The sequence below is a fragment of the Sandaracinus amylolyticus genome (genome assembly GCF_000737325.1).
In the GTDB taxonomy this organism is placed as follows: domain Bacteria; phylum Myxococcota_A; class Polyangia; order Polyangiales; family Sandaracinaceae; genus Sandaracinus; species Sandaracinus amylolyticus.
The window spans coordinates 5898437-5922003 of the sequence record NZ_CP011125.1; the positions used below are offsets into that span (position 1 = coordinate 5898437).

Here is a 23567-nt window from a genome sequence, read left to right on the forward strand (position 1 = left end):
CGTCCATCATCCGTCTCCTTCACCCGGAAAGCGGGGCTTCTCGCGCGCGCCCTTCCCGACCTCGTCGCCCTCGCGCATCTTCGCCGCGGCCTCGGCGGCCCACGCATGGTAGCCGCCGGCCTCGATCTTCTCGCGCGCGCGCCGCGTGAGCGCGCCGTAGAACCACAGGTTGTGCTGCGTGAGCAGCCGCGCGCCGAGCATCTCCTCGGCGCGGATCAGGTGGTGCAGATAAGCGCGCGAGTGACGTGCACACACCGGGCAGTCGCACTCGCGATCGATCGGCGACTCGTCGCGCTTGTGCCGCGCCTGCTTCATGTTCACGCGGCCCGACCACGTGAGCGCCTGCGCGTTGCGCGCGTTGCGCGTCGGCAGCACGCAGTCGAACAGATCGATGCCGCACCCGATCGCGTGCAGCAGGTCGTAGGGCGTGCCGACGCCCATCAGGTAGCGCGGCTTGTCGGTCGGCATCTTCGGCGTGATCTCGGAGAGCGCGCGGTACATCTCGGGGATCGGCTCGCCCACCGAGAACCCGCCGAGCGCGATGCCGTCGAACTCGCGCCCGCCGGCCTCCATGCCCGCGATCTCGTCGAGGTGCGAGAGCCGCAGATCCACGTGCGTCGCGCCCTGCACGATGCCGAAGCGCGCCTGTCCTTCGCGCCACGGCGAGAGCAAGCAGCGACGCGCCCACGCGCTGGTGCGGCGCAGCGCCTTCTCGATGATCGGTCGCTCCGCGCCGCCGGGCGGGCACTCGTCGAACGCCATCGCGACGTCGGAGCCGAGCAGCGCCTGGATGCGCATCGACTCCTCGGGCGTGAGGCGCAGCGGACGGCCGTCGAGGTGCGACTTGAACGAGACGCCCTCGTCGTCGATCGTGCGCAGATCCGCGAGCGAGAAGACCTGGAAGCCGCCGCTGTCGGTGAGCACGGCGTGCGGCCAGCTCTGGAACTTCTGCACGCCGCCCATCGCGTCGACGATCTCGGCGCCGGGTCGCAGCCACAGGTGATAGGTGTTCGCGAGGATCAGGCGCGCGCCCGTCGCCTCGATCTCGTCGGGCGACTGCGACTTCACCGTCGCGAGCGTGCCGACCGGCATGAACACCGGCGTCTGCACCACCGCGCGCGGCGTCGTGAACACACCGCGTCGCGCGTCGCCGTCGCGCGCGATCTCGCGGTACGAAAAGCCTTCGGTCCTCACTTCTTGCCTCGGATCAGCATCGCGTCGCCGTAGCTGAAGAATCGATAGCGCTGATCGACCGCCTCGCGATAGGCGCGTCGCGTGGGCTCGATGCCCGCGAACGCCATCACGAGCGCGAGCAAGGTCGAGCGCGGCAGGTGGAAGTTCGTGAAGAGCGCGTCGATCGCGCGGAACGGATACGGCGGACGAATGAAGATGCGGGTGCGACCCGCGCCCGCGCGCACGATGCCGTGCTCGTCGCACGCCGACTCGAGCGTGCGCACGACCGTGGTGCCGATCGCGACCACCGGACGTCCTTCGGCGCGCGCCTCCGCGATCGCACGCGCGGTCTCGTCCGCGATCTCCCAGCGCTCCTCGTGCATCACGTGCTCGTCGAGCGTCTCGGTGCGCAGCGGCGCGAACGTGCCCGGGCCGACGTGCAGCGTGACGCGCGCGATGCGATGTCCCGCCGCGTCGAGCGCAGCGAGCAAACGATCCGAGAAGTGGAGCCCTGCGGTGGGCGCGGCGACCGAGCCCTCGTCCTTCGCGAAGACCGTCTGGTAGCGCTCGAGATCGCTCGCGTCGTCGGCGCGGCGGATGTAGGGCGGGAGCGGCACGTGGCCGTGCGCCGCGAGCGCGTCGCGCACCGAAGGAGACGCGGAGAGCGCGACGTCGAGCTCGCCTCCTTCGTGCAGCGCGATCACCTCGGCGTCGAAGCCGCTCGCGATCGACAGGCGCATCCCGGCGCGCAGCGACTTCGTCCCGCGCGCGATCGCATTCCAGGACTCGCGCGTGCCGGGCGCGCTGGTGCGCTCGAGCAGCAGGATCTCGACGCGCCCTCCAGTGGGCTTGGTCGCGAAGAGCCGCGCCGGGAGCACGCGCGTGTCGTTCACGACGAGCAACGAAGGCGCGAGCAGCTCGGGCAGATCGAGCACGCGACGATGCTCGATCGCGCCGGTGTCGCACGAGAGCACGAGGAGCCGCGCTGCATCGCGCTCCGCGGGCGGGGTCTGCGCGATCAGGTCCTCGGGGAGATCGAAGTCGAGCTCACGTGCGTCCACGGGAGCCGGCAGATGTGAAGCGTTCCGCCACGCGTGGCAAGGCCTGCGCTCTCAGCGGCTCTGCGGGTGCTGCTCGTCGAACCACCGCACGAACTGCGCGAGCACGTCGTCGACGAAGCCCGTCTCGAGCTCGACTTCCAGCGGCTGCGCATCGATGCCGCAATACACGAGCCGGGCGTCCGCGTCGTTCTCGACGAGGAACAGCCGCCCGATGCGGTCGAACGACTCCACGCCCTGCGGATGCAGGTTGTGGCGCCAGTAGATGCGCGTGTCCCTCCGGATCTCGGAGCGCGAACGCTCGAGCCCTCCGTAGAGCTTCTCATCGAGAAACGCGACGAGCTCCGCTGGCTCGCAACTCGCGAGCTCCCGCGCCTCTCGGTCGTCACGATGGCGAAGGAGGGAGTCGCAAGCGCCTTGCATGACGCGCAAGGACTCGATCTCCGCCAGCCGCCCGACCTGCGTTCCGCCTACCCAGAAGCAGCAGTGCCCGTACACGAAGCGATCGTGCTCGGCCAGGTGCTCCGGCCCGGTGTGCTCGGCAGGAACGATGACTCGAGCTTCGACCGCGAAGCGCTGCGGATCTCCGAAGAGCACGCTCACTCCGGCAGCGGGATGCGCTCGATCTCGTCGCCCGGCACCTTCGGGAACTTCTCGCTCTTCCAGTCCGCCTTCGCGCGCTCCATGCGCTCTGCGGACGTCGAGACGAAGTTCCAGAACATGATGCGCTCGCCCGGCAGGTGGGCGCCGCCGAGCAACATCACGCGCGAGCCCGGCGTCACCTCGATCGGCACGTCGCGCTTGCCGTCGATCACGACCATCTCGCCCTGACCGATGCGCATGCCGTCGTCCTCGCCCCACGCGGCCTCGCCGCGCACGACGTAGATCGCGCGCTCCTCGTGCTCGCTGGTCAGGCGCAGCGTGCCGCCGCGCGGCGCGTCGGCCGCGACGTAGAACGTGTCGGAGTACGTGCTCACCGGCGATCGATGCCCGTACGCGTGCCCGGTGATCAGCGTCATCTCGATCGCGTCGTCGCCGTGCGTGAAGCGCGGCAGCGCGCCCGCGGCGTGGTGCTCGAACGAGGGATCGATCTCCTCGTGCTCGCGAGGCAGCGCGATCCACACCTGGATCCCGTGCAGCGACGCGCCGCGCGCGCGGACCTCGGGCGAGATGCGCTCGCTGTGCACCACGCCGTGGCCCGCGGTCATCCAGTTCACCTCGCCGGGCAGGATCACCTGCGTCGTCCCGAGGCTGTCGCGGTGCGTGACCTCGCCCTCGAAGAGATAGGTGAGCGTCGAGAGACCGATGTGCGGGTGCGGGCGCACGTCCATGCCCTGCCCGACCTCGAACTCCGCGGGCCCCATCTCGTCGAAGAAGATGAAGGGCCCGACCAAGCGCCGCTTCGCCGCGGGCAACACCCTGCGCACCGCGAAGCCACCGAGATCGCGCGGGCGGCTCGCGATCACGAGCGGCGCGTGATCGCGCTCGATGCAGGCCGGCTCGTTCTCGTTCATCGTGCTCACGACTCCACCTCCGGCCGCAGCGCGGCCTCCGGGCCACGGTACCGCACCAGCTCGCTGCGCGCGTCGCCCATCGCGAGCGCGACGAACGCATCGCCGGCGACCCGCGAAGGCACGACGCCGGGGCGTGCGTGCCGCTCGATGCGCGCGTGGATCCGCAGCTCGTTCACGCGCACCGCGTCGCCCGCGTGCTCGGCGCGCAGCATGCGCGAGAGGCCGAACTGCGCCTCCACCGCGGTCACGAGCAGCCCCGCGCCGCGGATCGTGCCCTCGCCCGCGGCGCCGGTGACGATCGTGTAGCTCGTGCCGCGCACGTCGCGCTGCAGCGGGAGCAGCGTCCTCGCGAGGAGGAAGTGGCTCTCGACGAACGTCGTCATGACCTCGCGGAGCTCCTCGAGCGACTGCGCGATCACCGGGCCCTTCTGCCACCACGGGCCGATCGACGCGACCACGTGATCGGGGCGTCCGAAGCGCTGCTTCACGAACGACGCGAGCGCGGCGTTGCCTTGCTCCGTCGACACGTCTGCGCTCACCGCGTGCACGCGCGGGCCCGCGAGCTCGAGCCGCGCGCGCGCAGACTCCGATCGCACGGGCGCGATCACCTCCGCACCGGCGTCGAGGAACGCCCGCGCCGCGCCCCACCCCACGTTGCCGGTCGCGCCCGTGACGACGGCGACCTTGCCCTGCAGCGCCTCGCTCATGCGGGCGCGTTCATGGGGCAGCCCGGGCCGGATGCCCAGGGGCGCTCAGCGGGTCGGACCGAGGAGCGGCGCCTCGACGTCGCGCGGCTCGGTCTCTCCCTCCATCGACACCCGCACTCGCATGCGCTCGCCCGCGGCGAAGTCGGCGCGACGCTCTCGGGCGATCAGCGAGATCCGTCGATCGCCGAGCGCCTCGATGATCACCTCCGAGAGCGCGAGCACGACCTCCGCGCCGCTGCCGTCGATCACCTCGAGGCGGAACGTGCGCGGCTGGTCCTGCTTGTTCACCAGGTGGATCTGGAACTGGTTGCGGATCACGTCGTCGGCCGCGACCTCCGCGCGCTCGACGACGTAGGGCGCGCCCTGCATGCGGACCAGGTTCGCCTCGAACGGTGCGTGCGCGCGCAGCGCGAGCGACGCCGCGACGATCCCGAGCACGCCGAGCACGCCGTAGAACGCGAGCCGCGGGCGCCAGAGCTTGCGCGTCTCGCCGCGCAGCCCACGCAGCGAGTCGTAGCGAATCAGCCCGCGCGGCTTGCCGACCTTGTCCATCACGTCGTCGCACGCGTCGATGCACTGCGTGCACGCGATGCAGTCGACCTGGAGGCCGTTGCGGATGTCGATGCCGGTCGGGCAGACCACCACGCAGCGATGGCAGTCGACGCAGTCACCGCGCGAGTCGCCGTCCTTGCGCTTGCCCTTCCCGCGCGGCTCGCCGCGGCCGACGTCGTACCCGACGACCAGCGAGTCGTCGTCGATCAGCGCTCCTTGCAGGCGGCCATACGGACAGACGACGAGACACAGCTGCTCGCGGAACCAGCCGAAGTCGAGCCAGAAGATCGCGCTCGTCGCGAGCATCCACCCGAACGCCTCGGGGTGCTCGGCCGGGCTGCGCGTGATCATCTCGAACAGCGAAGGAATCGAGACGAAATAGGCGAGGAACACGTGCGCGACGAACAGGCTCACGAACACGTAGAGGAGATGCTTGAGCCCCTTGCGCCACAGCTTGTCGAAGTCCCAGGGCGCCTGATCGCGCCTCATGCGCTCGTTGCGCGGCCCCTCGAGCCAGCGCTCGATCGGGCGATAGAGCGCCTCGAGGAACACGGTCTGCGGGCACGTCCATCCGCACCACGCGCGCCCGAGCACGGTCGTCACGACCACGAGCGCGAAGAGCAGCGCGGTGGTGACGAAGAACACGAGCCAGAAGTCCTGCGCGTTGAACGAAGCGCCGAAGAGGAAGAATCGGCGCGACGCCACGTCGAGGAACATCGCCGGACGCCCGTTCACGTGGATCCACGGCAGCGCCGCCCAGATCGCGATCAGCACCGCGAAGGTCACGCGGCGCGCCCACGTGAATCGCCCGCCCACGTCGGCCGGGTACGGATAGGCGCGCGAGCCGTCGTTCCGCAGCGAGCTCACGACGGGCAGATGGAGCTTGCCAGTCGGCGGTTGCGCGGAGGAGCTGCGAATCGGCGTGCTCATGACTCTGACCCTCTGCGCCCCCGTTCTCGATTCAGATCCTCGGCGCGGCTGCCGAAGGAGCAGCGGCGCTCGGGGCGTCGCTCGGCGCGGCGGGCTCGCTCGGCGCCGCGGGCTCGCTCTCGCTCGGCGCCGCGCCCGGCACCCAGACTTCGCCCTGCGGCTCGCGTCCCGGGACGTTGGTGTCGCGGATGCTCATCAGATACGCGACGACCGACTGCACCGACCGCTCGCCGAGCACCGGTCCCCACGCCGGCATTCCCGCGCTCGGCACACCATTGCGCACCGTCGCGTAGAGGCTCGTGGGCGCGCCGCCGTGGATCCAATTCGCGTCCGTCAGATTCGGACCGATCTGCCCCTCTCCGCGCTGCCCGTGACAAGCGGCGCAGTTCGACGCGAACGCATTCCGCCCATCCGACACCCGCTGATCGTTGTCGGCGATCAGCGCGAGCATCTCGTCGGTGACCTCGCCGCCGGCCTCGGCCGCGGCCTCCATCGCGGCGGCGTACTCCTCACGCGGGCTCTGCGCGAAGTGCCACGACTCGTACGCGAACCAATAGAGCGCTCCGAACGCGATCGCGCCGAAGAACGTCGCGAGCCACCAGTTCGGCAGTCGATTGTCCGCCTCGAGGATGCCGTCGTACTCGTGGACGATCTCGCCCTGGATCGGATCCCTCTGCCGCGACTCACTCATGACGGCTCTCCTTCTCGTCCTCGAGCGGCAGTCGCGCTGCTGCGTCCCACTGCCTCGCTCCACCGCGCGCGATCCGCACCGCGACGAGCACGAAGATCGCGAGGAAGATGAGCATCGCGATCTGCGGCCCCGCCATCAGCGGGCTCGTCGCGAAGAAGTCCGACGCAATCGCTCTCATCGCGCACCTCCCGCCCGACTGACCTCCACACCGCCCTCGCCGTCCGGCGCGCGGGTGGGCTCGAATTCACTGCGCACTCGACCGAGCCGCTGCAGGTACGCGACCAGCGCGACCAGCTCCGAGTCCGAGTCGACCTCGACGTCGCGCGACAAGCGCTCTGCGATCCCGCGCGCCTGCTCTCGCGCGTCGTCGGCCGCGTGCGCGACCTGCTCGTGCGAGTACGGCACGCCCAGGTTCTGCAGCGCGAGCAGCTTTCCGCGGGTGCGATCGAAGTCGACGTGATTGCGCCCGAGGTGCGCGTACGCGGGCATGATCGATCCCGGCGACGTCGAGCGCGGATCGAGCATGTGATTCACGTGCCAGAGATCCGGATAACGACCGCCCTCGCGCGCCAGATCAGGGCCAGTCCGCTTGCTTCCCCACTGGAAGGGGTAGTCCCACAGACTGTCGTCGTCGTCCGAGATGGCGCCGAATCGCGCGCTCTCCCAGGTGAACGGACGAATCATCTGCGAGTGGCACGTGTAACAGCCCTCGGCGACGTAGACGTCGCGGCCCTCGAGCTCGAGCGCGGTATACGGCTGCTGCGGAGTCGTGCTCCGGTCGTGCACGCCGATCGCGACCGAAGGCAGGATCTCCGCGACGCCGCCGATCAGCACCGCGACGACGGTGAGCACGGTGAAGAGCAGGCCGCGCCCTTCGAGCATGCCGTGCCACGTCTTCTCGCCGTGCTTCGCCTTGCCGAAGCCGATGGCGATGGTGCCGAGCAGCGCGACCGCGAGCGCCACGACCGCGATCACCGTCGACGCGAGCTCGTTGACCACCGCCATCGCGACGAGCAGCACGCCGAGGACGAAGGTGAGCATCACCGGCTTGCCGAACACGATCTCCTGCCAGGGCGCCTTGGGCTCCTCGGGCTCGACCGGCACGTCGACCGCGGTCTCGACGGGCTTCCCGTGCCGCGCGGTCATCAGGAGGTTCCACCCCAGCACGACGAAGCCGAGCAGGTACACGGTGCCGCCGATCAGGCGCATCCAGTACATCGGAACGACGGCAGTCACCGTCTCGACGAAGTTCGGATAGAGGAGACCGCCGCCGTCCGCCTCCGCGCGCCACATCAGGCCCTGCGTGACGCCGCTGATGTACATCGCGACGATGTAGAGGAGGATTCCGAACGTGCCGATCCAGAAGTGCCAGTTCGCCGCCGTCTTCGAGTACAGCTCTCGGCCGTAGAGACGGGGAACGAGCCAATAGAACATGCCGGCGGCCATGAAGCCGTTCCAGCCCAGCGCGCCCGCGTGGACGTGCCCGATGATCCAGTCGGTGTAGTGCGCGAGCGAGCTGACCGAGCGAATCGAGAGCATCGGACCCTCGAACGTCGCCATGCCGTAGAACGTCACGGCCGCCGCGAAGAACTTCAGGACCGGATCGTCACGGAGCTTGTCCCACGCGCCGCGCAGCGTGAGCAGGCCGTTGAGCATGCCGCCCCAGCTCGGCGCCCAGAGCATGACCGAGAAGATCATGCCGAGCGTCTGCGCCCAGTCCGGGAGCGCGGTGTTCAGCAGGTGGTGCGGGCCCGCCCAGATGTAGATGAAGACCAGCGACCAGAAGTGGATGATCGAGAGTCGATACGAATAGACCGGTCGCTCTGCCGCCTTCGGCAGGTAGTAGTACATGATCCCGAGGATCGGAGTCGTCAGGAAGAACGCGACTGCGTTGTGGCCGTACCACCACTGCACCAGCGCGTCCTGGACACCCGCGAAGACACCGTAGCTGTGCCCCAGCGACGTCGGCAGCTGCAGGTTGTTGACGACGTAGAGGACGGTGATCGTGACGATGGTCGCGATGTAGAACCAGATCGCGACGTAGAGGTGCTTCTCGTTCCGCTCCTTGAGCGTCATGAAGAAGTTCGTCGCGAAGACGAGCCATACGACCGCGACGGCGACGTCGATCGGCCAGATGAGCTCCGCGTACTCCTTGCCCTGCGTGAGCCCGAGCGGGAGCGTGATCGCGGCCGCGACGATGATCGCCTGCCAGCCCCAGAAATGCGCCCACGTGAGCTTGTCACTCCAGGTGCGCGCTTTGAGCAGGCGCTGCGTGGAGTGATAGACACCCGCGAAGATCATGTTGCCGACGAACGCGAAGATCACCGCGTTCGTGTGCAGCGGGCGCAGTCGACCGAACGAGAGCATCTCGTGCACGTTCGCCGGCCACCACGCGAGCTGGAGCGCGACGATCACGCCCACCAGCATGCCGACGATGCCCCAGACGACCGACGCGAGGACGAACGCGCGGACGACCTGGTCGTCGTAGACGATCCTCTTCGTTTCCATTCTCTTTCACTCCACCTTCGAAGCGCGCCGAGCGGACTTCGTCGTCGCACCGGGGCGCGCGTCTTCTTCGATCGCGAGCAGCGCGAGGCGGTCGGCGTGCTGGAACGTGCGTTGCCGAACGAGCCACGCGAAGAAGCCCACCGCTGAGGCAGCGAGCGTCAGGCTCACGAACACGAGCAGGATGAGGACGTCCATCCGCGTCTCCTCAGGTACACACCACTCGAGTCGCGTCTCGCGATTCGGACTCCGACGCTGCGCCGCGCGACTGCCACGCTGCACCGCGCGACTGCCACGCTGCACCGCGGGAGAGCGAGAGCGCGGTCGCGCCGATCACGACCAGCGAGCTCGCCGGCATCATCACCGCCGCGAGCCACGGCTGCATGAGCCCGGCGACGCAGAGCGAGACCGCGAGCCCGTTGTAGGCGACCGCGATCACGAGGTTGCGGCGCGCGATGCGCCGCATCCGCGAGCCGACGTGCAGCAGCGCGCGGATCGGCCCGAGGCCCGGCGTGGTGAACCAGAAGTCGGCGCGCGACGGGAGGAACGGGCGATCGACGGCGGGCGTGCCCGAGGTGAACGCGATCTCCGCCGCCGGTCCGTCGTTGATCCCGTCGCCCACGAAGAGCGTGTCGCCGCGATCGTGCTCGCGGATCCACGCCGCCTTTCCCTCCGGCGAGCACCCACCGATCGCCCGCTCGCTCGCGATCCCGAGCTGCGCCGCGAGCGCCCGGACCCGCGCCGGCTCGTCGCCGCTGAGGATCCAGACCTCGTGCCCCTCGGCCGCGAGCGCTGCGACCTCCTCGCGCGCGTCGGGTCGGATCGCCTCGCGCGTGCGCAGCGCCGCGACGACCACGCCGTCGCGCGAGAGCAGCATCTCGGCGTCGGCCTCGCCCGCCCAGCCCGCGCGGCCGAGCCGCCACGTCGCGCCGTCGATGCGCGCTTCGAGGCCGCAGCCCGGGTGCTCGTCGACGATCACGTCCTCGCGCAGCGTGACCGACCCGCCCAGCGCGCGTCGCACGGCGAGGCTCTTCGGGTGCGTGCTGCGCGCGACCAGATCCGCGAGCGCGGCGCGCGCGTCGCTCGGCAGCGCCGCGAGCGCGGCGACGTCGACGAGCTCGGGCGCGCCGGTCGTCAGCGTGCCGGTCTTGTCGAACACCACGCGGCGGATCGCGGGCACGCGATCGAGCAGTCGCTCGCGCCGCACGTAGAGACCGAGGCGGCGCAGCCCCGAGCCCGCGAGCTCGTACGCGAGCGGCGTCGCGATGCCGATCCCGCACGGGCACGTCACGACGAGCACCGCGGTCGTCACCTCGAGCGCGCGCGAGAGATCGCCGGTCGCGAGGCACCACGCCGCGAGCGAGAGCGACGCGACGACCAGGACCGCGACGACGTACACGCGCGAGACGAGATCCCACCACGGGCTCGCGGTGCGCGCGTCGGTCTCGGGCACCGGGCGCCCGAGCAGCGACACCAGCGGCGAGTCGGCGAACGCGCTCTCGCTGCGCACCGTGAAGGCGCGCATCCCGGCCGAGAACGCGCCCGCGGCGATGACCGCGCCCGGCTCGACGCGCCGCGGCGCGCTCTCGCCGTGGATCCAGTCGAGCGACACGCTCACCGACTCCGCGCCCTCGAGCCGCGCGTCGACGGGCACGAGCTCGCCCGGCGCGATCAGCAGCACGTCGCCGCGACGCACCTCGGAGCAGCGCACCATCGTCATGCGCCCGTCCTCGACGCGGCGCGTGAAGAGCCCGTCCGCGCCCTCGCTCTCGAGCAGTCGATCGCGGTTGCGCGCGACGACGCGCTGCTGGAGCCAGCGCCCGAGCAGCATCAGCGCGACGAAGATCGCGACGGTGTCGCCGTACGACGCGTGCGGCCGCGCGAAGTACGCCCAGATCGTGCCCGCGAGCGCGAGGAACATGCCGAGCGCGATCGGCAGATCGAGGTGCAGCACGCCGCGGCGCAGCCCTTCGATCGCACCGCGCGCGAAGATCGGCGCGCCCACCGCGACCGTCGCGGCCGCGAGCACCACCTCGAGCGTGCGCATCAGCTCGAAGAGCGGCCCTTCGCGCAGCCCGAGATAGATCGCGAGCGCGAACATCATCGCGTTCGCGGCGAGCGCGACCGCGACCCCGGTGCGCACCAGCAGCGCGTCCTCGCGCGGCGCGCCCTTCTTCAGCGCGGGGCCGAGCAGGTACCCGAAGCGCTCGACCTCGCGCACGAACGCGCCGAGATCGAAGCGCGGACCGACCCAGAGCTCGATGCGCCCGAGCGATGGATTCGCGATCACGCGGAGGGCGTCGTCGTGCTGCTCGAAGAGCCGATCGACGAGCCACACGCAGCCCGCGCAGTGCATGCCCTGCGCGTCGAGCGCGACGCGGCACGCGCCGCTCGTCTCCGCGCGCTGCGCGTCGATCGGCGCGAGCCACCCGAGGTCGCGACGCGCCGGATCGGCGAGCGCGACCGGCGCGCCCGCGCCCCCGCGCAGATCGTAGAAGCGCTCCATCCCGCTCGCGCGCAGGAGCTCGGCGACCGCGCGACATCCCGCGCAGCAGTACGCGTCGATCGCGCCGGGGCCGAGCGCAGAGCCGCAGTGCGCGCAGGTCGTGTCCGCCGCGCTCGCGTGCGGCGTCGAGAGTGCGCGACGGTCGTCCGGCGAGCCGGCGAGCGATGCTTCGGCGAGGGCCACGCGGCGCCGCTGTGCATCGCGTGGGCCATCGTGCTCTCGCCTGGTTTTCTCGAACGAATCGCCGACGCGCGCATCGTTTTCGCGCGGGCGACGGCGCCGCGCGCAACGGATGCGCGCGACGCTGCGAACGCGTCCGATCCCACGCGGCACCTCGCTTGCGAGAGCGCGTCCGACATGATCGCCGCGCTGCTCGCTGGCCTCGCTCTCGGCGCCGTCTCGGCGCCGCACTGCCTCGGGATGTGCGGGCCTCTCGCGGCCTTCGCGGCGATGCCGCCGCGCGGTGCGACGACGAGCGCGCGCGCGTCGCGGCCGCTGCGATGGCAGCTCGGTCGTCTCGCCGCGTACGCGACGCTCGGCGCAGGCGCCGGCGCGATGGGGGCGCAAGCGTTGCGCGCGCTCGCGCCGTCGTCGTGGGCGGGCGCGGCGCTCTCGTTCACGCTCGCCGCGGCGCTCTTGCTGAGCGCGGTGCGACTGTGGGCGCCGCGGTGGTGGGCGCGCACCGCGGACGTCGGCGCGGCGCGCCTCACGCGCGGTCGCGCGAACCCTTCGCTCACCTCGCGGCTCGTGGCGCGCGCCCCGCGCGAGCCCTTCGTGCTCGGCGCGATCACGGCGCTGCTGCCGTGCGGCGCGTCGTGGTCGGCGCTGATCGTCGCGGCGGGCGCGGGATCGATCGCGGCGGGCGCCATCGCGATGATCGGGTTCGCGTCCGCGAGCGGCGCCGCGCTCGCGTTCGCCGGCGCGATCGGCGCGCGCACGGCATCGTCGGTGACGTTCCGCCGCTCGCTCGCGGCGGTGCTCGCGGTCGGCGCATTGATCACGGTGCTGCGGCCGCTGCCGAGCCTGCGCGCCGACGTCGGCGAGCCGCCGAGCTGCCACGCGCACTGAGGACGCCCGCTCGCGACGTATCAAGGGGGCTCCGCTACGGCCGACGGAACGCGCGCGAACGGGGGTGGAGCCGGCGCTACCCCCGATCCGCACTCTTCGGATCGCCCGTTGGGCCGGCTCTACCCCCACCCGCAACACTGCGGATCGCGCGTGGAGCCGGCTCTACCCCCGATCCTCACCCTGCGGATCGCCCCGTGGGCCGGCGCGACCCCCCATCGCGACTCTGCGGATCGCCCGTGGAGCCGGCTCCACCCCCGATCCCCACGCTGCGGATCGCCCCGTGGGCCGGCTCTACCCCCTCCCCGCATCGTGGGGATCGCCCCGTGGGCCGGCCCACCACGCGCCCGGCAGGTCGCGATCACCGCATCGCGAACACCGAGCCCTCCATGCCGACGCACACGATCGCGCCCTCGCGGGTGACGATCGCGCCGCTCATCACGTGCATCGGGAGGCGCGCGCGCCATCGCACCGTTCCGTCGCGCTCGATCGCGACGAGGCGCGGCCCGCGATCGGCGACCAGCGTCACGCCGTGTCGATCGACGCGCGCCGGGAAGTCGAACGCGAGCTCCGCCGCGAGCGACCACGTGTCCGCGCCGCTCGCTCCGATCGCGACGAGCCCCTGCTGGCGCTTCGGGACGCGCAGCGATCCGTCGGGCGCGATCGCGATGCGCTCCGCGGTGCCCATCCGCGCGCCGAGCGCGATGCGCTGCGCGATGCGACGGCGCTCGTCGATCGCGACGAGCTCGCCCGGGACGAGCGGCACCCACAGCCGTCCCGAGCCCGCGCGCGACGCGGACGCGTGAGCGCGACCGCCGAGCGGGATCACGCGCTCGATCTCGCCGTCGAGCGTGACGACGACGAGGTCCTCGCCCGCGACGACGATCGCCCGATCGCCATCACGGGTGGGCGCCTTGCCGATGCCGTTCGGGAGCTCGAGTCGCCAGCGCTCGGAGAGCGAAGGATCGATGCGCCGCAGCGAGCGATCGGTGCCCACGACGATCATCGATCCGTCGTCGAGCACCAGCGGTGACTCGGACACGCCGAAGCCGAGCTCGGCCTGCGCGCGCACCGTGCCCGCGCGCGAGACGACCACCGCGCGCCCGGCGCGCGAGATCGCGACGATGCCGTCGCCCGGCATCAGCGCGGGCGCGCCGTCGACCGGGCCGAGCGCGATCGCGAAGCGCTCCGCGCCGTCCATGCCGATCACCGACAGGCCTTGCCCCGTCGCGACCGCGATCGTTCCGTCGGCCGCGACGATCGGCTCGCGCGAGCGCGCACGCGCCGCGGGATCGCTGTCGCGCGTCCACACGATGCGCGGCTCCTGCATCGGCACGTCGCCGATCAGCTGCCCCGCGCGCGACGCGCCGCCGTGCTCGCCGGGCTCGGGGTGCGCGGGGTCGATCCCGTGCGCGAGCTCCGCGTAGCGACCGGTGCGCACCGGCCACGCGTGCGCGCGGCTCGATGCCGCGATCACGCCGAGCGCGACGAGCGCATCACGGCGTCGCACGCGAGCCCTGCATCACGCGCAGCGACCAGCGCTCGCGCGGATCGCTCGACGCCGCGCCCTCGCCGTCGCGCGCCGAGATCACGAGGCACGTCGAGCCGCGACGCACGTCCGAGAGCGCGACCTGCTCGCCCCCGCTCGCACCGCTCGCGTCGATCGTGCGCGAGGTGCCGAGGTGTCGCTCCTCGACGCGCAGCACGAGATCGAGGCGCGGCACCGGCTCGAGGATCGCGAGCGCCTCGGGCGCGTCCGCGCCGACGCAGAACACGTCGGCATCGCCGCTCCAGCCGACGAAGCCCTGGCGCGCGCTGCCGAGCGGGAGCTCCTCGGCGAGCGAGATCGTGTCGTTCACCTCGCGCTCGTCGCCCGGCGCGGGCTCGACGTAGCTCCAGCGCAGGCGATACGCGTCGGACACGTTCTCGGTGGGATGACGCCCGGGCAGCCACTGCTCGCGCACCCGGACGAAGTAGCGCGGATCGACCAGCACGAGGTTCGGCACGCGCTCCGCGCCGCCGATGCCCGCGCCGTCGACGACGAGCAGCGGCTCGCTCTGTCCCGCGCGGAACACCTCGAGCACCGTGTCCATGTTGGGCAGGCCCGAGAAGTCGATCGCGACGGCGCGACCGCGTCCTGCCGCGTTGTCGAGCGACCACACGTCCGCGTCGCTGTGCTCGGCGTCCATGCGGCGACCGAGCTGTCCCGCGAGCTCGCGCCCCTCGGGGAGCTCGCTCGCCTGCGCCGGTCCGTCGTTGGGCTCGAGCTCGCTCGTGGCGCGCGAGGTGGTCGCGACCGTCGCCGACGCGGATCGATACGCGAACGCGGCGCCGGCGATCACCGCCGCGATCGCCGCGACGCCGATCGCCTGGAGCGCCCAGCTCTGCGCGCGCAGCGAGCGCTCGTAGCGATCGACGTCCGAGCGCGTCGCGACCTGCACCCTGCGCCCCGAGTCGGTCTCGATCGCGGGCAGCGTCGCGCGCTCCGCGAACGCGCCGGTGTCCTCGCCCTCCGCGCGCAGCCACGCGAGCAGCTCGTCGCGCAGCGCCTCCATGCTCGCCGGTCGATCGCCGGGCTCCTTCGCGAGCGCGCGGAGGACGATCGCGTCGGCCTCGGGCGGGAGATCACGACGGGGGCCGCGCGCGCTCGGCGGCACCACGGGCTCGGTGAGGTGCTTGGTGAGCACCCCGACGGGCGTCGGCGCGTAGAACGGCGGCACGCCGGTGAGGCACTTGTACATGAGCGCGCCGAGCGCGTAGACGTCGCTGCGCGGCTCCGCTCCGTCGCCTCGGATCTGCTCGGGCGCCATGTAGTACGGCGTGCCGACGATGAGCCCCGCGCGCGTGATGCTCGCGCCCGCCGCGTCGTCGTGCTCGCGCAGCTTCGCGAGGCCGAAGTCCATCACCTTCACGAGCTCGCCCTCGCCCGCTTCGTGGTGCAGCACGCGAACGTTCTCGGGCTTGAGGTCGCGATGCACGATGCCGCGCGCGTGGGCCTGCGCGACCGAGCCCGCGATCTGCGCGGCGATGCGCGCGACGCGCGCGAAGGGGAGCGGCCCCTCGTGCTCGACGATCGCGCCGAGATCCTTCCCGCCGAGCAGCTCCATCACGAGGTACGTGAGCCCGTCGGCGTGGCCGAAGTCGAACACCTGGACGGTGCTCGGATGATCGAGCTTGCTCGCCGCCTCGGCCTCGCGGCGGAAGCGACGCATCACGTCCTTCTCGCGCGAGAGCTCGCCGTGCAGGAGCTTCATCGCCATGAGCTTGCCGATGCGCACGTGCTCGACGCGGTAGACGACGCCCATGCCGCCGCGACCGATCATCTGCTCGATGCGATAGCGATCCGCGAGCGTGCGACCGACGAGCGGATCGGCCATCGGCTCGGGCTCGGCGTCGTCCCCGAGGAAGCGGTGCCCGCAGCCGGCGCAGTAGCGCGCGTCGTGCGGGTTCGGGCGCGCGCAGCGCGGGCATGCGCGCTCGATCACGTCGGGCTCGGCCGCAGCGTCCACGTGCCGAGAGGATCACCGACGAGCGCGCCCGCGCGCAATCAGGGGCTCGCGGGCAGGACGTACGTCGCGTCGACGCGCGGCACGGTGCGGACCTGGCCCGACTCGCTGCGGAACTGCTGCTCGCCCGCGACGGTGCCGAGCACGCGCACCCAGCTCTCGACGGTCACCTCGGTCGCCGCGGGGTACGTGACCCAGAGCGGGCAGCGCTGCCCCGCGGGGCAGTCGCGCACGAGCATCTGGAGCACGCTGCGCCCGCTCTGCACGTCGACGTTGTAGACGCGGCCCTCGAGCGCGACGCGCTGGCCCTGGAAGTGCGCGGGCGCCTGCGCGATGCGCGCGTAGGTGAGCGCGCGATCGACCTCGAAGCTCGCGGCCTCGCGCGCGAGATCCGCGACGCGACGGATCGTGATCGTCCGCGTGGCCGGCGCGCGACCGGGCGCGCGCGCGACGATGCGCGGCGTCGCGTCACCGACCTGCGCGAGCGGGTACACGTGGAGGAAGCGTCCGTCGTTCACCGGGACCGACTGGCCGTCGATCGTCACGGTCGCCTGGGGCGGCACCGCGCCGGCGATCTCGATGCGGTCGCGATCGGTCACGACCTGATCGCCGGGGCGATCGATCTGGATCGTCGTGAGCGGCACGCGCGTGTCGAGCGTGCCCTGCGCGGCCTCGCCGCTCGGCGGCTGCACGGTCCAGCGCGCTTGGTGCGCGAGCGACCCATCGGCGCCGGGCGTGATCGCGGCGATCGGATACGCGCGCGAGCCGCGTCCCTGCGCGTCGAGCGCGAGGGGCTGTGCGTCGAGCGTCGCGGTCGAGCCGGGGAGCGCTTCGACGACGACGGTGATCGCGGGCTCGGCGGCGTCGAGCGTCGAGAGATCGGCGCGGACGCGGAGCTCGAGCGTGAGGGTCACGCGATGCGTGGTGACCGCGCCGTCCGGCGCGACGACGTCGATCGAGAGCGGGTTGTCGCCGACGTGCAGCGCCTCGGCGGAGAGCGGCAGGCGCGCGCGGCCGGACGCGAGCGGCTGCTCGGCGCCGCCGAAGCGGACGCGCGATCCCTCGGGCGCGCCGGGGACCTCGACGTCGAGCACCTCGCCCTGCTCGCCTTGCGCGACGGTCGCGCGGATCGGCGTGTCGCGCGGACCGAAGCGCCACCACGCGAGCCCACCGACGACGCCGAGCATCACCAGCACGCCGATCGCGAGCATCGCGAGGAGGAGCCCGCGACCGCGCTTCGCGGGCGAGGGCAGACCGGCGATCGACATGTCGCCGGTGGCGTCGAGCGGATCGGGCGCCGCGTAGGCGGGCGCGGGAGGCGCAGCGGGCGCGGGTGCGGGCGCCTGGGGAAGCGAGGCGCGCGCGGGGTCGGCGGTCGGCACGACGACGCCGAGCATCGTGCGGTTGGAAGGGCCGAGCGCAGCGCGCTTGGACGCCGCGGGCGCAGGCTCGGCGGCGACGGGCGCGATCGGAGCGGGAGCAGGCGGCATCGGTGCGGCCGCGGGCGGCATCGGTGCGGCCGCGGGCGGCATCGGCGCGGCCGCGGAGGGCATCGGTGCGGCCGCGGAGGGCATCGGTGCGGCCGCGGGAGGCATCGGTGCGGCCGCGGGCGGCATCGGTGCGGCCGCGGGAGGCATCGGTGCGGCCGGGGCGGCGGCCGGGGGTGCGAGCGCGGCGGGCGCGGCGGTCGATGCGGGCTGCGCGGGTGGTGCGCTCGCGCGCTGCGCGGCGGCGGCGATCGCAGCGGCGTCGATCGCCGGCATCCCGAGCATCGTGCGGTTCTGTGGCGCGCGCGCGGCGGGCTCGGGCTGCTGCGGCAGATCGGGAAGCGTGTCGGGACGCTCGCCGGGAGGCGGCTGGAGCGACACGCCGAGCATCGTCTTGTTCAGCGGCGTGGGCGCGAACGGCGAGCTGGGCAGGGGCGCAGCGCCGGGCGGGGGCGGGAGCGGCGCGTCGATCAGCGTGCGCGCGGGCTCCTTCTGCGGTGCACCGGGGAGCTCGTCGAGCGACGCGCCGATCATCGTCGCGTGACCGCCGCGCGAGGCCGGAGGCGGCGCCGCGATCTCGACGTTCACCGGCGCGCCGCAGCGTCCACAGAACCGCGCGTCCGTCGAGATCGTGTGCCCGCAGGCGGCGCAGACCGTGGGAGCGACGCTCATGTCGCGCGCACTCTATAGCGGGCGGCGCTGCGATTCCAACGAGCCCGATGGATCCAGCGAGGTTGGATTACTCGCCGGGGTCTTGTCACTCCCCGATCGGGTTGGTGTACGCTGGACGAAGTGCGCGCGTGGGGGCGCACGACGCTTGGATCGGCCGAACGGCTCGCCTCGCTTCTGCGGCGAACCGAGGGGTGAGACCGGCCGGGCGTAACTTCAGGAGGAATGGAATGATCGGAACCACGAAGAGGGTCGCGATCTGCGCGGCGCTGCTCGCTCTGGGCGGCATGACCGCAGCCTGTGGAGACGATGACGACGGCGGTGGCAGCGACGCGGGCCGCGCGGACGCCGGCCGCGACTCGGGCACGACGGGAGACATGGACTCGGGCACCGACGGCGGTGGCGACACCGGCGACGCCGGCAGCGATGCGGGCACGCCGCGTCCTTACATCCGCCTCGCGCACCTGATCCCCGGCGGACCGCCGGTCCACGTCTGCATCCACGCGGATGGCGTCCCCGGCACGCTCGCCCTCATCACGCGGAACACGATGATGAGCCCGCCGCCTCCGCAGGCCGTCCCGTATCCCGGCGTCTCGAACTACACGAACGCCCTGCCGCTGCTCTCGCTGCCGTACACCGTGCGCGTCTACAACGCGGCGGATATCAACGAAGCCGCCGCGCAGCCGTGTCCGGCGGAGACCGCGACGACGCCGACGCCGCTGATCACGACGGAGATCGACGTCAGCACCGACCTCACCCCCGGCGCGTATCACACCGTGGCGGCGATCGGCCTGCCCGGCGGCGCGGGCGCGCAGGCGCCGCAGCTGATCATCTCCGTAGACGACCTCTCGGATCCCGCGGCGGGCAAGGCCCGCGTGCGCCTCTTCCACGCGGTGCCGAACCTCCCCGGCAACGTGGACGTCTGCTACGACGCGGACGGCGCGGGCGCGGGCGAGCCGACGCGAATCTTCGACGACGTCGCGTTCAGCGACGTCGAGGACTACATCGAGATCGACCCGACCCCGGCGGGCGCCACCTTCGCGGTGCACATCCACAACGCGGCCGCGCCGGCGTGCGCCGAAGCGACCCGCGCGCTGGGCCCGATTCCGGTCCCGCTCCCGGTGCCGGCGACGCCCGCGAATCTCCAGTCGAGCTTCGACGAGGGCGAGGTCATCACCGTGTTCGCCGCTGGGCGCGCGGCGCCGCTCGTTCAGCCGGCGGATGGCAGCTGCGCGGACGCGGACGAGTGCGCGGGGCTGAACCCCACCCTCCCGGCAGCGGCCCTCGTGTGCAACGCGGCGATGCGCTGTCAGGATCGCCTCGGACCGACGGTGATCCCCTGGCAGGACAACCTCGGGATCTGAGCTCAAGCGTCAGTCGTCGCGAAGGGGCAGCGGGTGACCGCTGCCCCTTCGTGTTCCGTCACGGACGTCCTCTCAGCGCCCCCGATAGATGGCGACGACCGCGTCACGTCCCGTCGCGCTCAACGGAGCACCGCCGAACGATGCGTCGCCCTCGAAGTTCGCGGCGAGCGTCACGAGGCCTTCCGGGCTTACCGCGATCGCACCGGTGTCCCATCCCGCTCCTCCGTATCGAGCGGACCAGCGATGCGCGAGATCCACGGAGTACGACGCCATGACGACATCGCTGTAGCCCCCGAGCGCACCGAGCGATGCGCCGCCGAACGTCGCCGCGTCGCTGCTCTCTGCGATGCCGTAGAGCAGCCCCGCACCGTCGATCGCGATGCTCGTGAACTGCTCCGTGCCGCTGCCGCCGAAGCGCGCCGCTCGGACGAAGGACCCGTCGGTCGGCGAGAGCATCGCGACGAACGCGTCCTGGCCTATCGCGACCAGGTTCGTCGCGCCGAACGCAACGCTCCCGTCGAACGCTCCGGCAGCGAAGAGCGAGCCGCTCGGGTGGATCACGAGCCCGCGCACGTTGTCGGACTGAGCGCCTCCGAACGTGGTCGTCCAGCGGTGTTCGAGCGTGCTCGTCAGCGCAACGACGAAACCGTCTGCGCCGCCGGCAGTGCGCGAGGGGCCGCCGAATGAGGAAGTGCCGGTGAAGTTCCCTGCGACGTACACAGAGCTCCCGTCGACAGCGAGCGTAGAGGCGCGCTCGCCGCCACTCGCCCCGAGCACACGGCCGCGCACCATCGCTCCGGTACCGGGCGCGAGGGCGATGACGAACGCGTCGTTGGTGCCCGACGACGTGTGCGTCGTCGCCCCGATGGTGAGCGACCGTCCGAACGTTCCGATGACGTAGATCGTGCCGTCACCGGCGACCGCGATGTCGGTGGCACCCGTGTAGTACGCCGACGCGGCGGCGAAGCGCTGCGTCCAACGGAGCGTGCCCGCCGCAGTGAACGAAGCGACGAGCACACGGTTCTCGGTGTAGGGGTCAGAGGAAATCGGCGCACCCTCGCTGCCCGCGACGATCGGATTGCCCGAGGCGTCGAGCGCCACCGCCCCAAGCGCATCGGCGCCAGTCCCGCCGGTCTGCACCGCCCAGAGCGGTGCCCCAGCCGATGAGAACTTCGCGAGGAAGCCGTTCGCAATTCCGGTGCGCGTCAGGAGCGTCGATCCGATGGCGAGCGGCTGACTGAATCCGCCGACGACATAGATGTCGCCGTTCGCGTCGACCGCGACATCGTTGAAGAACGCGCTCGGCGCGCCGGACGGAAGATCGACGTGCCGCTGCATTTGCTGGCGCGGGAGCACGACACAGGTCGAGGCCTCGCACACACTGCCGACTCCGCACTGGTTGCGGCAGCTACCGCAGTGCGCGTTGGAAACCGTCAGCGACTCCTCGCAACCGTTCGAATAGACGCCGTCGCAGTCGTCGTATCCGGCCGCGCACGCGCTCACGATGCACTCGCCTGCCGAGCACGCGCGGGCAGTCGAGCGCGACACGGCCGGACAGGCGGCCGAGGCAGACGGGCCGTCGATTGCAGAATCGCAATCGTCATCTCGCCCGTTGCACACCTCCGCGACCGGTCCGACCGCGCCGACACAATCACTCCACGCGCCGTCGACACACGACTGCGTGCCTGCGGCGCACTCGCCCTCCTCCGTTCCTCCGGCGCAGGCGCGCGCCCCGGTGCCCGCGCACGCGCAGCCCTCGTTCGCGCCGCCCTCGCAATCCTCGTTGCGCTCTTCGGCGTCGCAGACTTCGGTGCCGCCCGGCCGACACGACTCGCACTCATCGTCGCAATCGCTCGCGTCGATGACGTAGCCAGTCGGCCTGTCGCACGCTCCGATCGTCTGCGCGGGATTGCCGAATCCGTCGCCGTCGGCGTCGCGATGGAAGATCTGCGTCTCGCAGGGCATCCCGCCGTCGCCCATGCCGCCATCGTCGAACGGGACGACTGCGCCGTCCGGCAACAGGCACGTGCGATCTTCGGCGCGCCATTCGCCGCCGTTCGGACATGCGCAGATGCCCCGGTCGCGATCGAAACGAAGGTCGGGGCCACACGCGACCTCGCACTCGCATCCAGCGAGCAGGGCGACGAGCACACACGACGACAACACCAGGACTGGTCTCACGGTCTCCTCCGGAGTGAAAGCCGCCCCATCGACGCGCGGCGCGCGGCGTTGCTCAGCGCCTCTTGCGCAGCCTCGCGATCGCCACGTCGGGCGGCGGCTCGCTCTGCGCGGGGGTGAGCTCGTCCTCGACGACCAGCGGAGAGAAGAAGTTGTCCTTCTTGATGTACTCGTCGACACGGAACGCGAACTTGTAGCTCGGTGCCGCGCGCTGGTTGCAGTCGGTGCGCTCGCAGAAGCGACACGTCGTGCCCACCGGCACGACCATCTTCTGCGGGTCGACGAACGGCATCTCGTCGGCGTACGCGAGGTGCTTCGCGTTGTCGGCGTGGGTGCCGAGCCCGATCGCGTAACACGTGCCCTTCGCGAGCGAGCCACCGATCGGCTCCGCGATCACCTTCGCGAAGCAGAAGTAGATCGAGCCGTCGGGGAAGAGCGAGTACTGCTTCGCGATCGCGTGCGGCGTGAGGAACGCGGTGTGGACGATCCACTTCGGACAGCTGCCCGTGCCGTGCGGGAACTTCAGGCCCGTCGCGCTGTAGCGCTTCGAGATGTTCCCGGCGACGTCGACGCGCTGGAAGTGGAACGGCACCGCGCGCCGCTTGGGGTCGCTCAGGTTGCAGAGCCGATGCGCGACGGTCTCGTACGACGCGTCGAACACGTGCGCGAGGCGCTCGACGTCGTAGCGAAGTCGCTGCGCCTCGCGGAAGAACGTCTCGTACGGGAGCAGCACCGCGCCCGCGAAGTAGTTCGCGAGGTGGATCTTGAGGAGGCGCGCGGTCTGCGAGTGACCCGCGGTCGTCTCGGCGATGATCGGCTCGTGCAGCTTCTCGTCGTCGAGCAGGCGCAGCCCGATCGCGTGCGCGAGCTGGAAGAGACGACGATGCTCGGGCACGTCGCGCGAGATGCGCAGCACACCGCCCTCGCGATCGAGCCGCCGGATGACGGAGCTCGTCTCGCCACGCACCAGCTGCACGTGCACGTCCTGCTCGCGCAGCGCGCGCGTCAGCGCGTCGGCGGTCACGCGCTCGACCTCGGCGAGGCCGTGATCGCGACGCCACTGATCCGCGCGCTCCTCGAGCGACGGGAACCAGTTGCCGACCTCCTCGAGGAAGTCGGTCACCTCGTCGAACGGCGAGTAGTCGAAGCCGTAGGGCTCGTCGCGCTCGCCGCTCACCGGCACCGCGGCGACGCCCGCATCGCGCTCCTGCTTCGCGAGATCGCGCAGCAGGTGATCGAGCTGCGAGCGCGTGTTCTTGTAGAGGTTGAAGAGCGCGGTGATCGTCGTCGCGACCTTCGGCTCGGCACCGAGCGTCGCGAGATCCTCGCGCGACAGATTGAGCGTGCGGAAGAGCGGCTCGTCGAGCAGACGCGCGAGCCCGTCGTCGACGCGCGGCTCGCCGAGCGACGACATGAAGTCCTCCATGCCGACGCCGTAGAGCTCGAGCGCCTGGAAGAGCAGCGGGAGCTGCACTGCGCGCTTGCCCTTCTCGATCAGCGAGAGGTACGCGGGCGACACCCCGAGACGTCGCGCGACGTCCGCCTGCTGCAGATCACGCTCGAGCCGCAGCTCGCGCAGCCGTCGCCCCATCGCCTCGTGCGCGTCGCGCATGGGCAGCGGGATGCCACGCCTGTAAACGCGCGGCAATGAGATTGGTCAAC

Annotated in this window: 18 protein-coding genes; 2 read left to right on the plus strand and 16 right to left on the minus strand. The window is 71.7% G+C overall.

The annotated features are described in order from the left end of the window. Positions 1-6: 6 nt before the first annotated feature. The 11 genes from tgt to DB32_RS24905 are packed head-to-tail and all read right to left on the minus strand — an operon-like array spanning position 7 to position 11819. A complete protein-coding gene (gene tgt / locus DB32_RS24860) occupies positions 7-1194 on the minus strand; it encodes a tRNA guanosine(34) transglycosylase Tgt (protein WP_053235130.1) in 1188 nt (395 codons plus the stop codon). Then, the gene (queA, locus tag DB32_RS24865) at positions 1191-2234 is read right to left on the minus strand and encodes a tRNA preQ1(34) S-adenosylmethionine ribosyltransferase-isomerase QueA (protein WP_053235131.1); all 1044 of its coding nucleotides are present in this window, start codon (positions 2232-2234) and stop codon (positions 1191-1193) included. The genes tgt and queA overlap by 4 nt, the downstream gene beginning before the upstream one ends. Before the next feature lie 51 nt (positions 2235-2285). Then, a complete protein-coding gene (locus DB32_RS24870) occupies positions 2286-2834 on the minus strand; it encodes an Imm42 family immunity protein (protein WP_053235132.1) in 549 nt (182 codons plus the stop codon). Next, the gene (locus DB32_RS24875; protein WP_053238945.1) at positions 2831-3745 is read right to left on the minus strand and encodes a pirin family protein; all 915 of its coding nucleotides are present in this window, start codon (positions 3743-3745) and stop codon (positions 2831-2833) included. The genes DB32_RS24870 and DB32_RS24875 overlap by 4 nt, the downstream gene beginning before the upstream one ends. Before the next feature lie 5 nt (positions 3746-3750). Beyond that, the gene (locus DB32_RS24880; RefSeq protein WP_053235133.1) at positions 3751-4452 is read right to left on the minus strand and encodes an SDR family NAD(P)-dependent oxidoreductase; all 702 of its coding nucleotides are present in this window, start codon (positions 4450-4452) and stop codon (positions 3751-3753) included. A 45-nt stretch (positions 4453-4497) separates the two neighbouring features. Continuing rightward, positions 4498-5934, minus strand: coding sequence for a cytochrome c oxidase accessory protein CcoG (gene ccoG / locus DB32_RS24885; RefSeq protein WP_083457736.1), 1437 nt, complete (start codon positions 5932-5934; stop codon positions 4498-4500). Positions 5935-5965: 31 nt separating this feature from the next. After that, a complete protein-coding gene (locus DB32_RS24890; RefSeq protein ID WP_053235134.1) occupies positions 5966-6625 on the minus strand; it encodes a c-type cytochrome in 660 nt (219 codons plus the stop codon). Further along, positions 6618-6803: a hypothetical protein gene (locus tag DB32_RS47055; protein ID WP_157069366.1), complete on the minus strand. Its 186-nt coding sequence runs from the start codon at positions 6801-6803 to the stop codon at positions 6618-6620. The genes DB32_RS24890 and DB32_RS47055 overlap by 8 nt, the downstream gene beginning before the upstream one ends. After that, positions 6800-9133: a cytochrome-c oxidase, cbb3-type subunit I gene (gene ccoN / locus DB32_RS24895; protein ID WP_075097617.1), complete on the minus strand. Its 2334-nt coding sequence runs from the start codon at positions 9131-9133 to the stop codon at positions 6800-6802. The genes DB32_RS47055 and ccoN overlap by 4 nt, the downstream gene beginning before the upstream one ends. Before the next feature lie 6 nt (positions 9134-9139). Then, the gene (locus DB32_RS24900) at positions 9140-9328 is read right to left on the minus strand and encodes a hypothetical protein (RefSeq protein ID WP_053235135.1); all 189 of its coding nucleotides are present in this window, start codon (positions 9326-9328) and stop codon (positions 9140-9142) included. Between the two features lie 10 nt (positions 9329-9338). Next, on the minus strand, positions 9339-11819 hold the full coding sequence (locus DB32_RS24905) for a heavy metal translocating P-type ATPase (protein WP_053235136.1): 2481 nt from the start codon (positions 11817-11819) through the stop codon (positions 9339-9341). A 174-nt stretch (positions 11820-11993) separates the two neighbouring features. Between DB32_RS24905 and DB32_RS24910 the strand changes: the two genes are divergently transcribed. Further along, entirely contained in the window at positions 11994-12704 is a 711-nt protein-coding gene (locus DB32_RS24910; protein ID WP_157069367.1) for an urease accessory protein UreH domain-containing protein, read from the plus strand. A gap of 358 nt (positions 12705-13062) precedes the next feature. On the opposite strand, the gene DB32_RS24915 is transcribed toward DB32_RS24910, so the two are convergent. From DB32_RS24915 to DB32_RS24925, 3 genes are read right to left on the minus strand one after another with little or no spacing between them, the layout of a single operon-like run. After that, positions 13063-14211 (minus strand): outer membrane protein assembly factor BamB family protein, encoded by a 1149-nt coding sequence (locus tag DB32_RS24915; RefSeq protein ID WP_053235138.1) that lies wholly within the window; start codon positions 14209-14211, stop codon positions 13063-13065. Next, positions 14198-16210, minus strand: coding sequence for a serine/threonine-protein kinase (locus tag DB32_RS24920; RefSeq protein ID WP_053235139.1), 2013 nt, complete (start codon positions 16208-16210; stop codon positions 14198-14200). The genes DB32_RS24915 and DB32_RS24920 overlap by 14 nt, the downstream gene beginning before the upstream one ends. A 38-nt stretch (positions 16211-16248) precedes the next feature. Further along, a complete protein-coding gene (locus DB32_RS24925; protein ID WP_053235140.1) occupies positions 16249-18366 on the minus strand; it encodes a zinc ribbon domain-containing protein in 2118 nt (705 codons plus the stop codon). Positions 18367-18593: 227 nt separating this feature from the next. On the opposite strand from DB32_RS24925, the gene DB32_RS47060 reads away from it, so the two are divergent. After that, complete coding sequence (locus DB32_RS47060; protein WP_053235141.1) at positions 18594-19727, plus strand: DUF4397 domain-containing protein; 1134 nt, start codon at positions 18594-18596, stop codon at positions 19725-19727. A 72-nt stretch (positions 19728-19799) separates the two neighbouring features. Here DB32_RS47060 and DB32_RS24935 read toward each other — a convergent pair whose 3' ends face one another. Then, positions 19800-21893 (minus strand): NHL repeat-containing protein, encoded by a 2094-nt coding sequence (locus DB32_RS24935; protein ID WP_169791545.1) that lies wholly within the window; start codon positions 21891-21893, stop codon positions 19800-19802. Between the two features lie 67 nt (positions 21894-21960). Next, on the minus strand, positions 21961-23517 hold the full coding sequence (locus DB32_RS24940; protein WP_053235143.1) for a helix-turn-helix domain-containing protein: 1557 nt from the start codon (positions 23515-23517) through the stop codon (positions 21961-21963). Positions 23518-23567 lie beyond the last annotated feature (50 nt).

Bases quoted from the DNA above. Each gene is read 5' to 3' on its own strand.
- DB32_RS24875 (WP_053238945.1), bottom strand. From the start codon at position 3,745: ATGAACGAGAACGAGCCGGCCTGCATCGAGCGCGATCACGCGCCGCTC.
- DB32_RS24880 (WP_053235133.1), bottom strand. From the start codon at position 4,452: ATGAGCGAGGCGCTGCAGGGCAAGGTCGCCGTCGTCACGGGCGCGACC.
- ccoG (WP_083457736.1), bottom strand. From the start codon at position 5,934: ATGAGCACGCCGATTCGCAGCTCCTCCGCGCAACCGCCGACTGGCAAG.
- DB32_RS24890 (WP_053235134.1), bottom strand. From the start codon at position 6,625: ATGAGTGAGTCGCGGCAGAGGGATCCGATCCAGGGCGAGATCGTCCAC.
- DB32_RS47055 (WP_157069366.1), bottom strand. From the start codon at position 6,803: ATGAGAGCGATTGCGTCGGACTTCTTCGCGACGAGCCCGCTGATGGCG.
- ccoN (WP_075097617.1), bottom strand. From the start codon at position 9,133: ATGGAAACGAAGAGGATCGTCTACGACGACCAGGTCGTCCGCGCGTTC.
- DB32_RS24900 (WP_053235135.1), bottom strand. From the start codon at position 9,328: ATGGACGTCCTCATCCTGCTCGTGTTCGTGAGCCTGACGCTCGCTGCC.
- DB32_RS24910 (WP_157069367.1), top strand. From the start codon at position 11,994: ATGATCGCCGCGCTGCTCGCTGGCCTCGCTCTCGGCGCCGTCTCGGCG.
- DB32_RS24925 (WP_053235140.1), bottom strand. From the start codon at position 18,366: ATGAGCGTCGCTCCCACGGTCTGCGCCGCCTGCGGGCACACGATCTCG.
- DB32_RS47060 (WP_053235141.1), top strand. From the start codon at position 18,594: ATGATCGGAACCACGAAGAGGGTCGCGATCTGCGCGGCGCTGCTCGCT.
- DB32_RS24940 (WP_053235143.1), bottom strand. From the start codon at position 23,517: ATGCGCGACGCGCACGAGGCGATGGGGCGACGGCTGCGCGAGCTGCGG.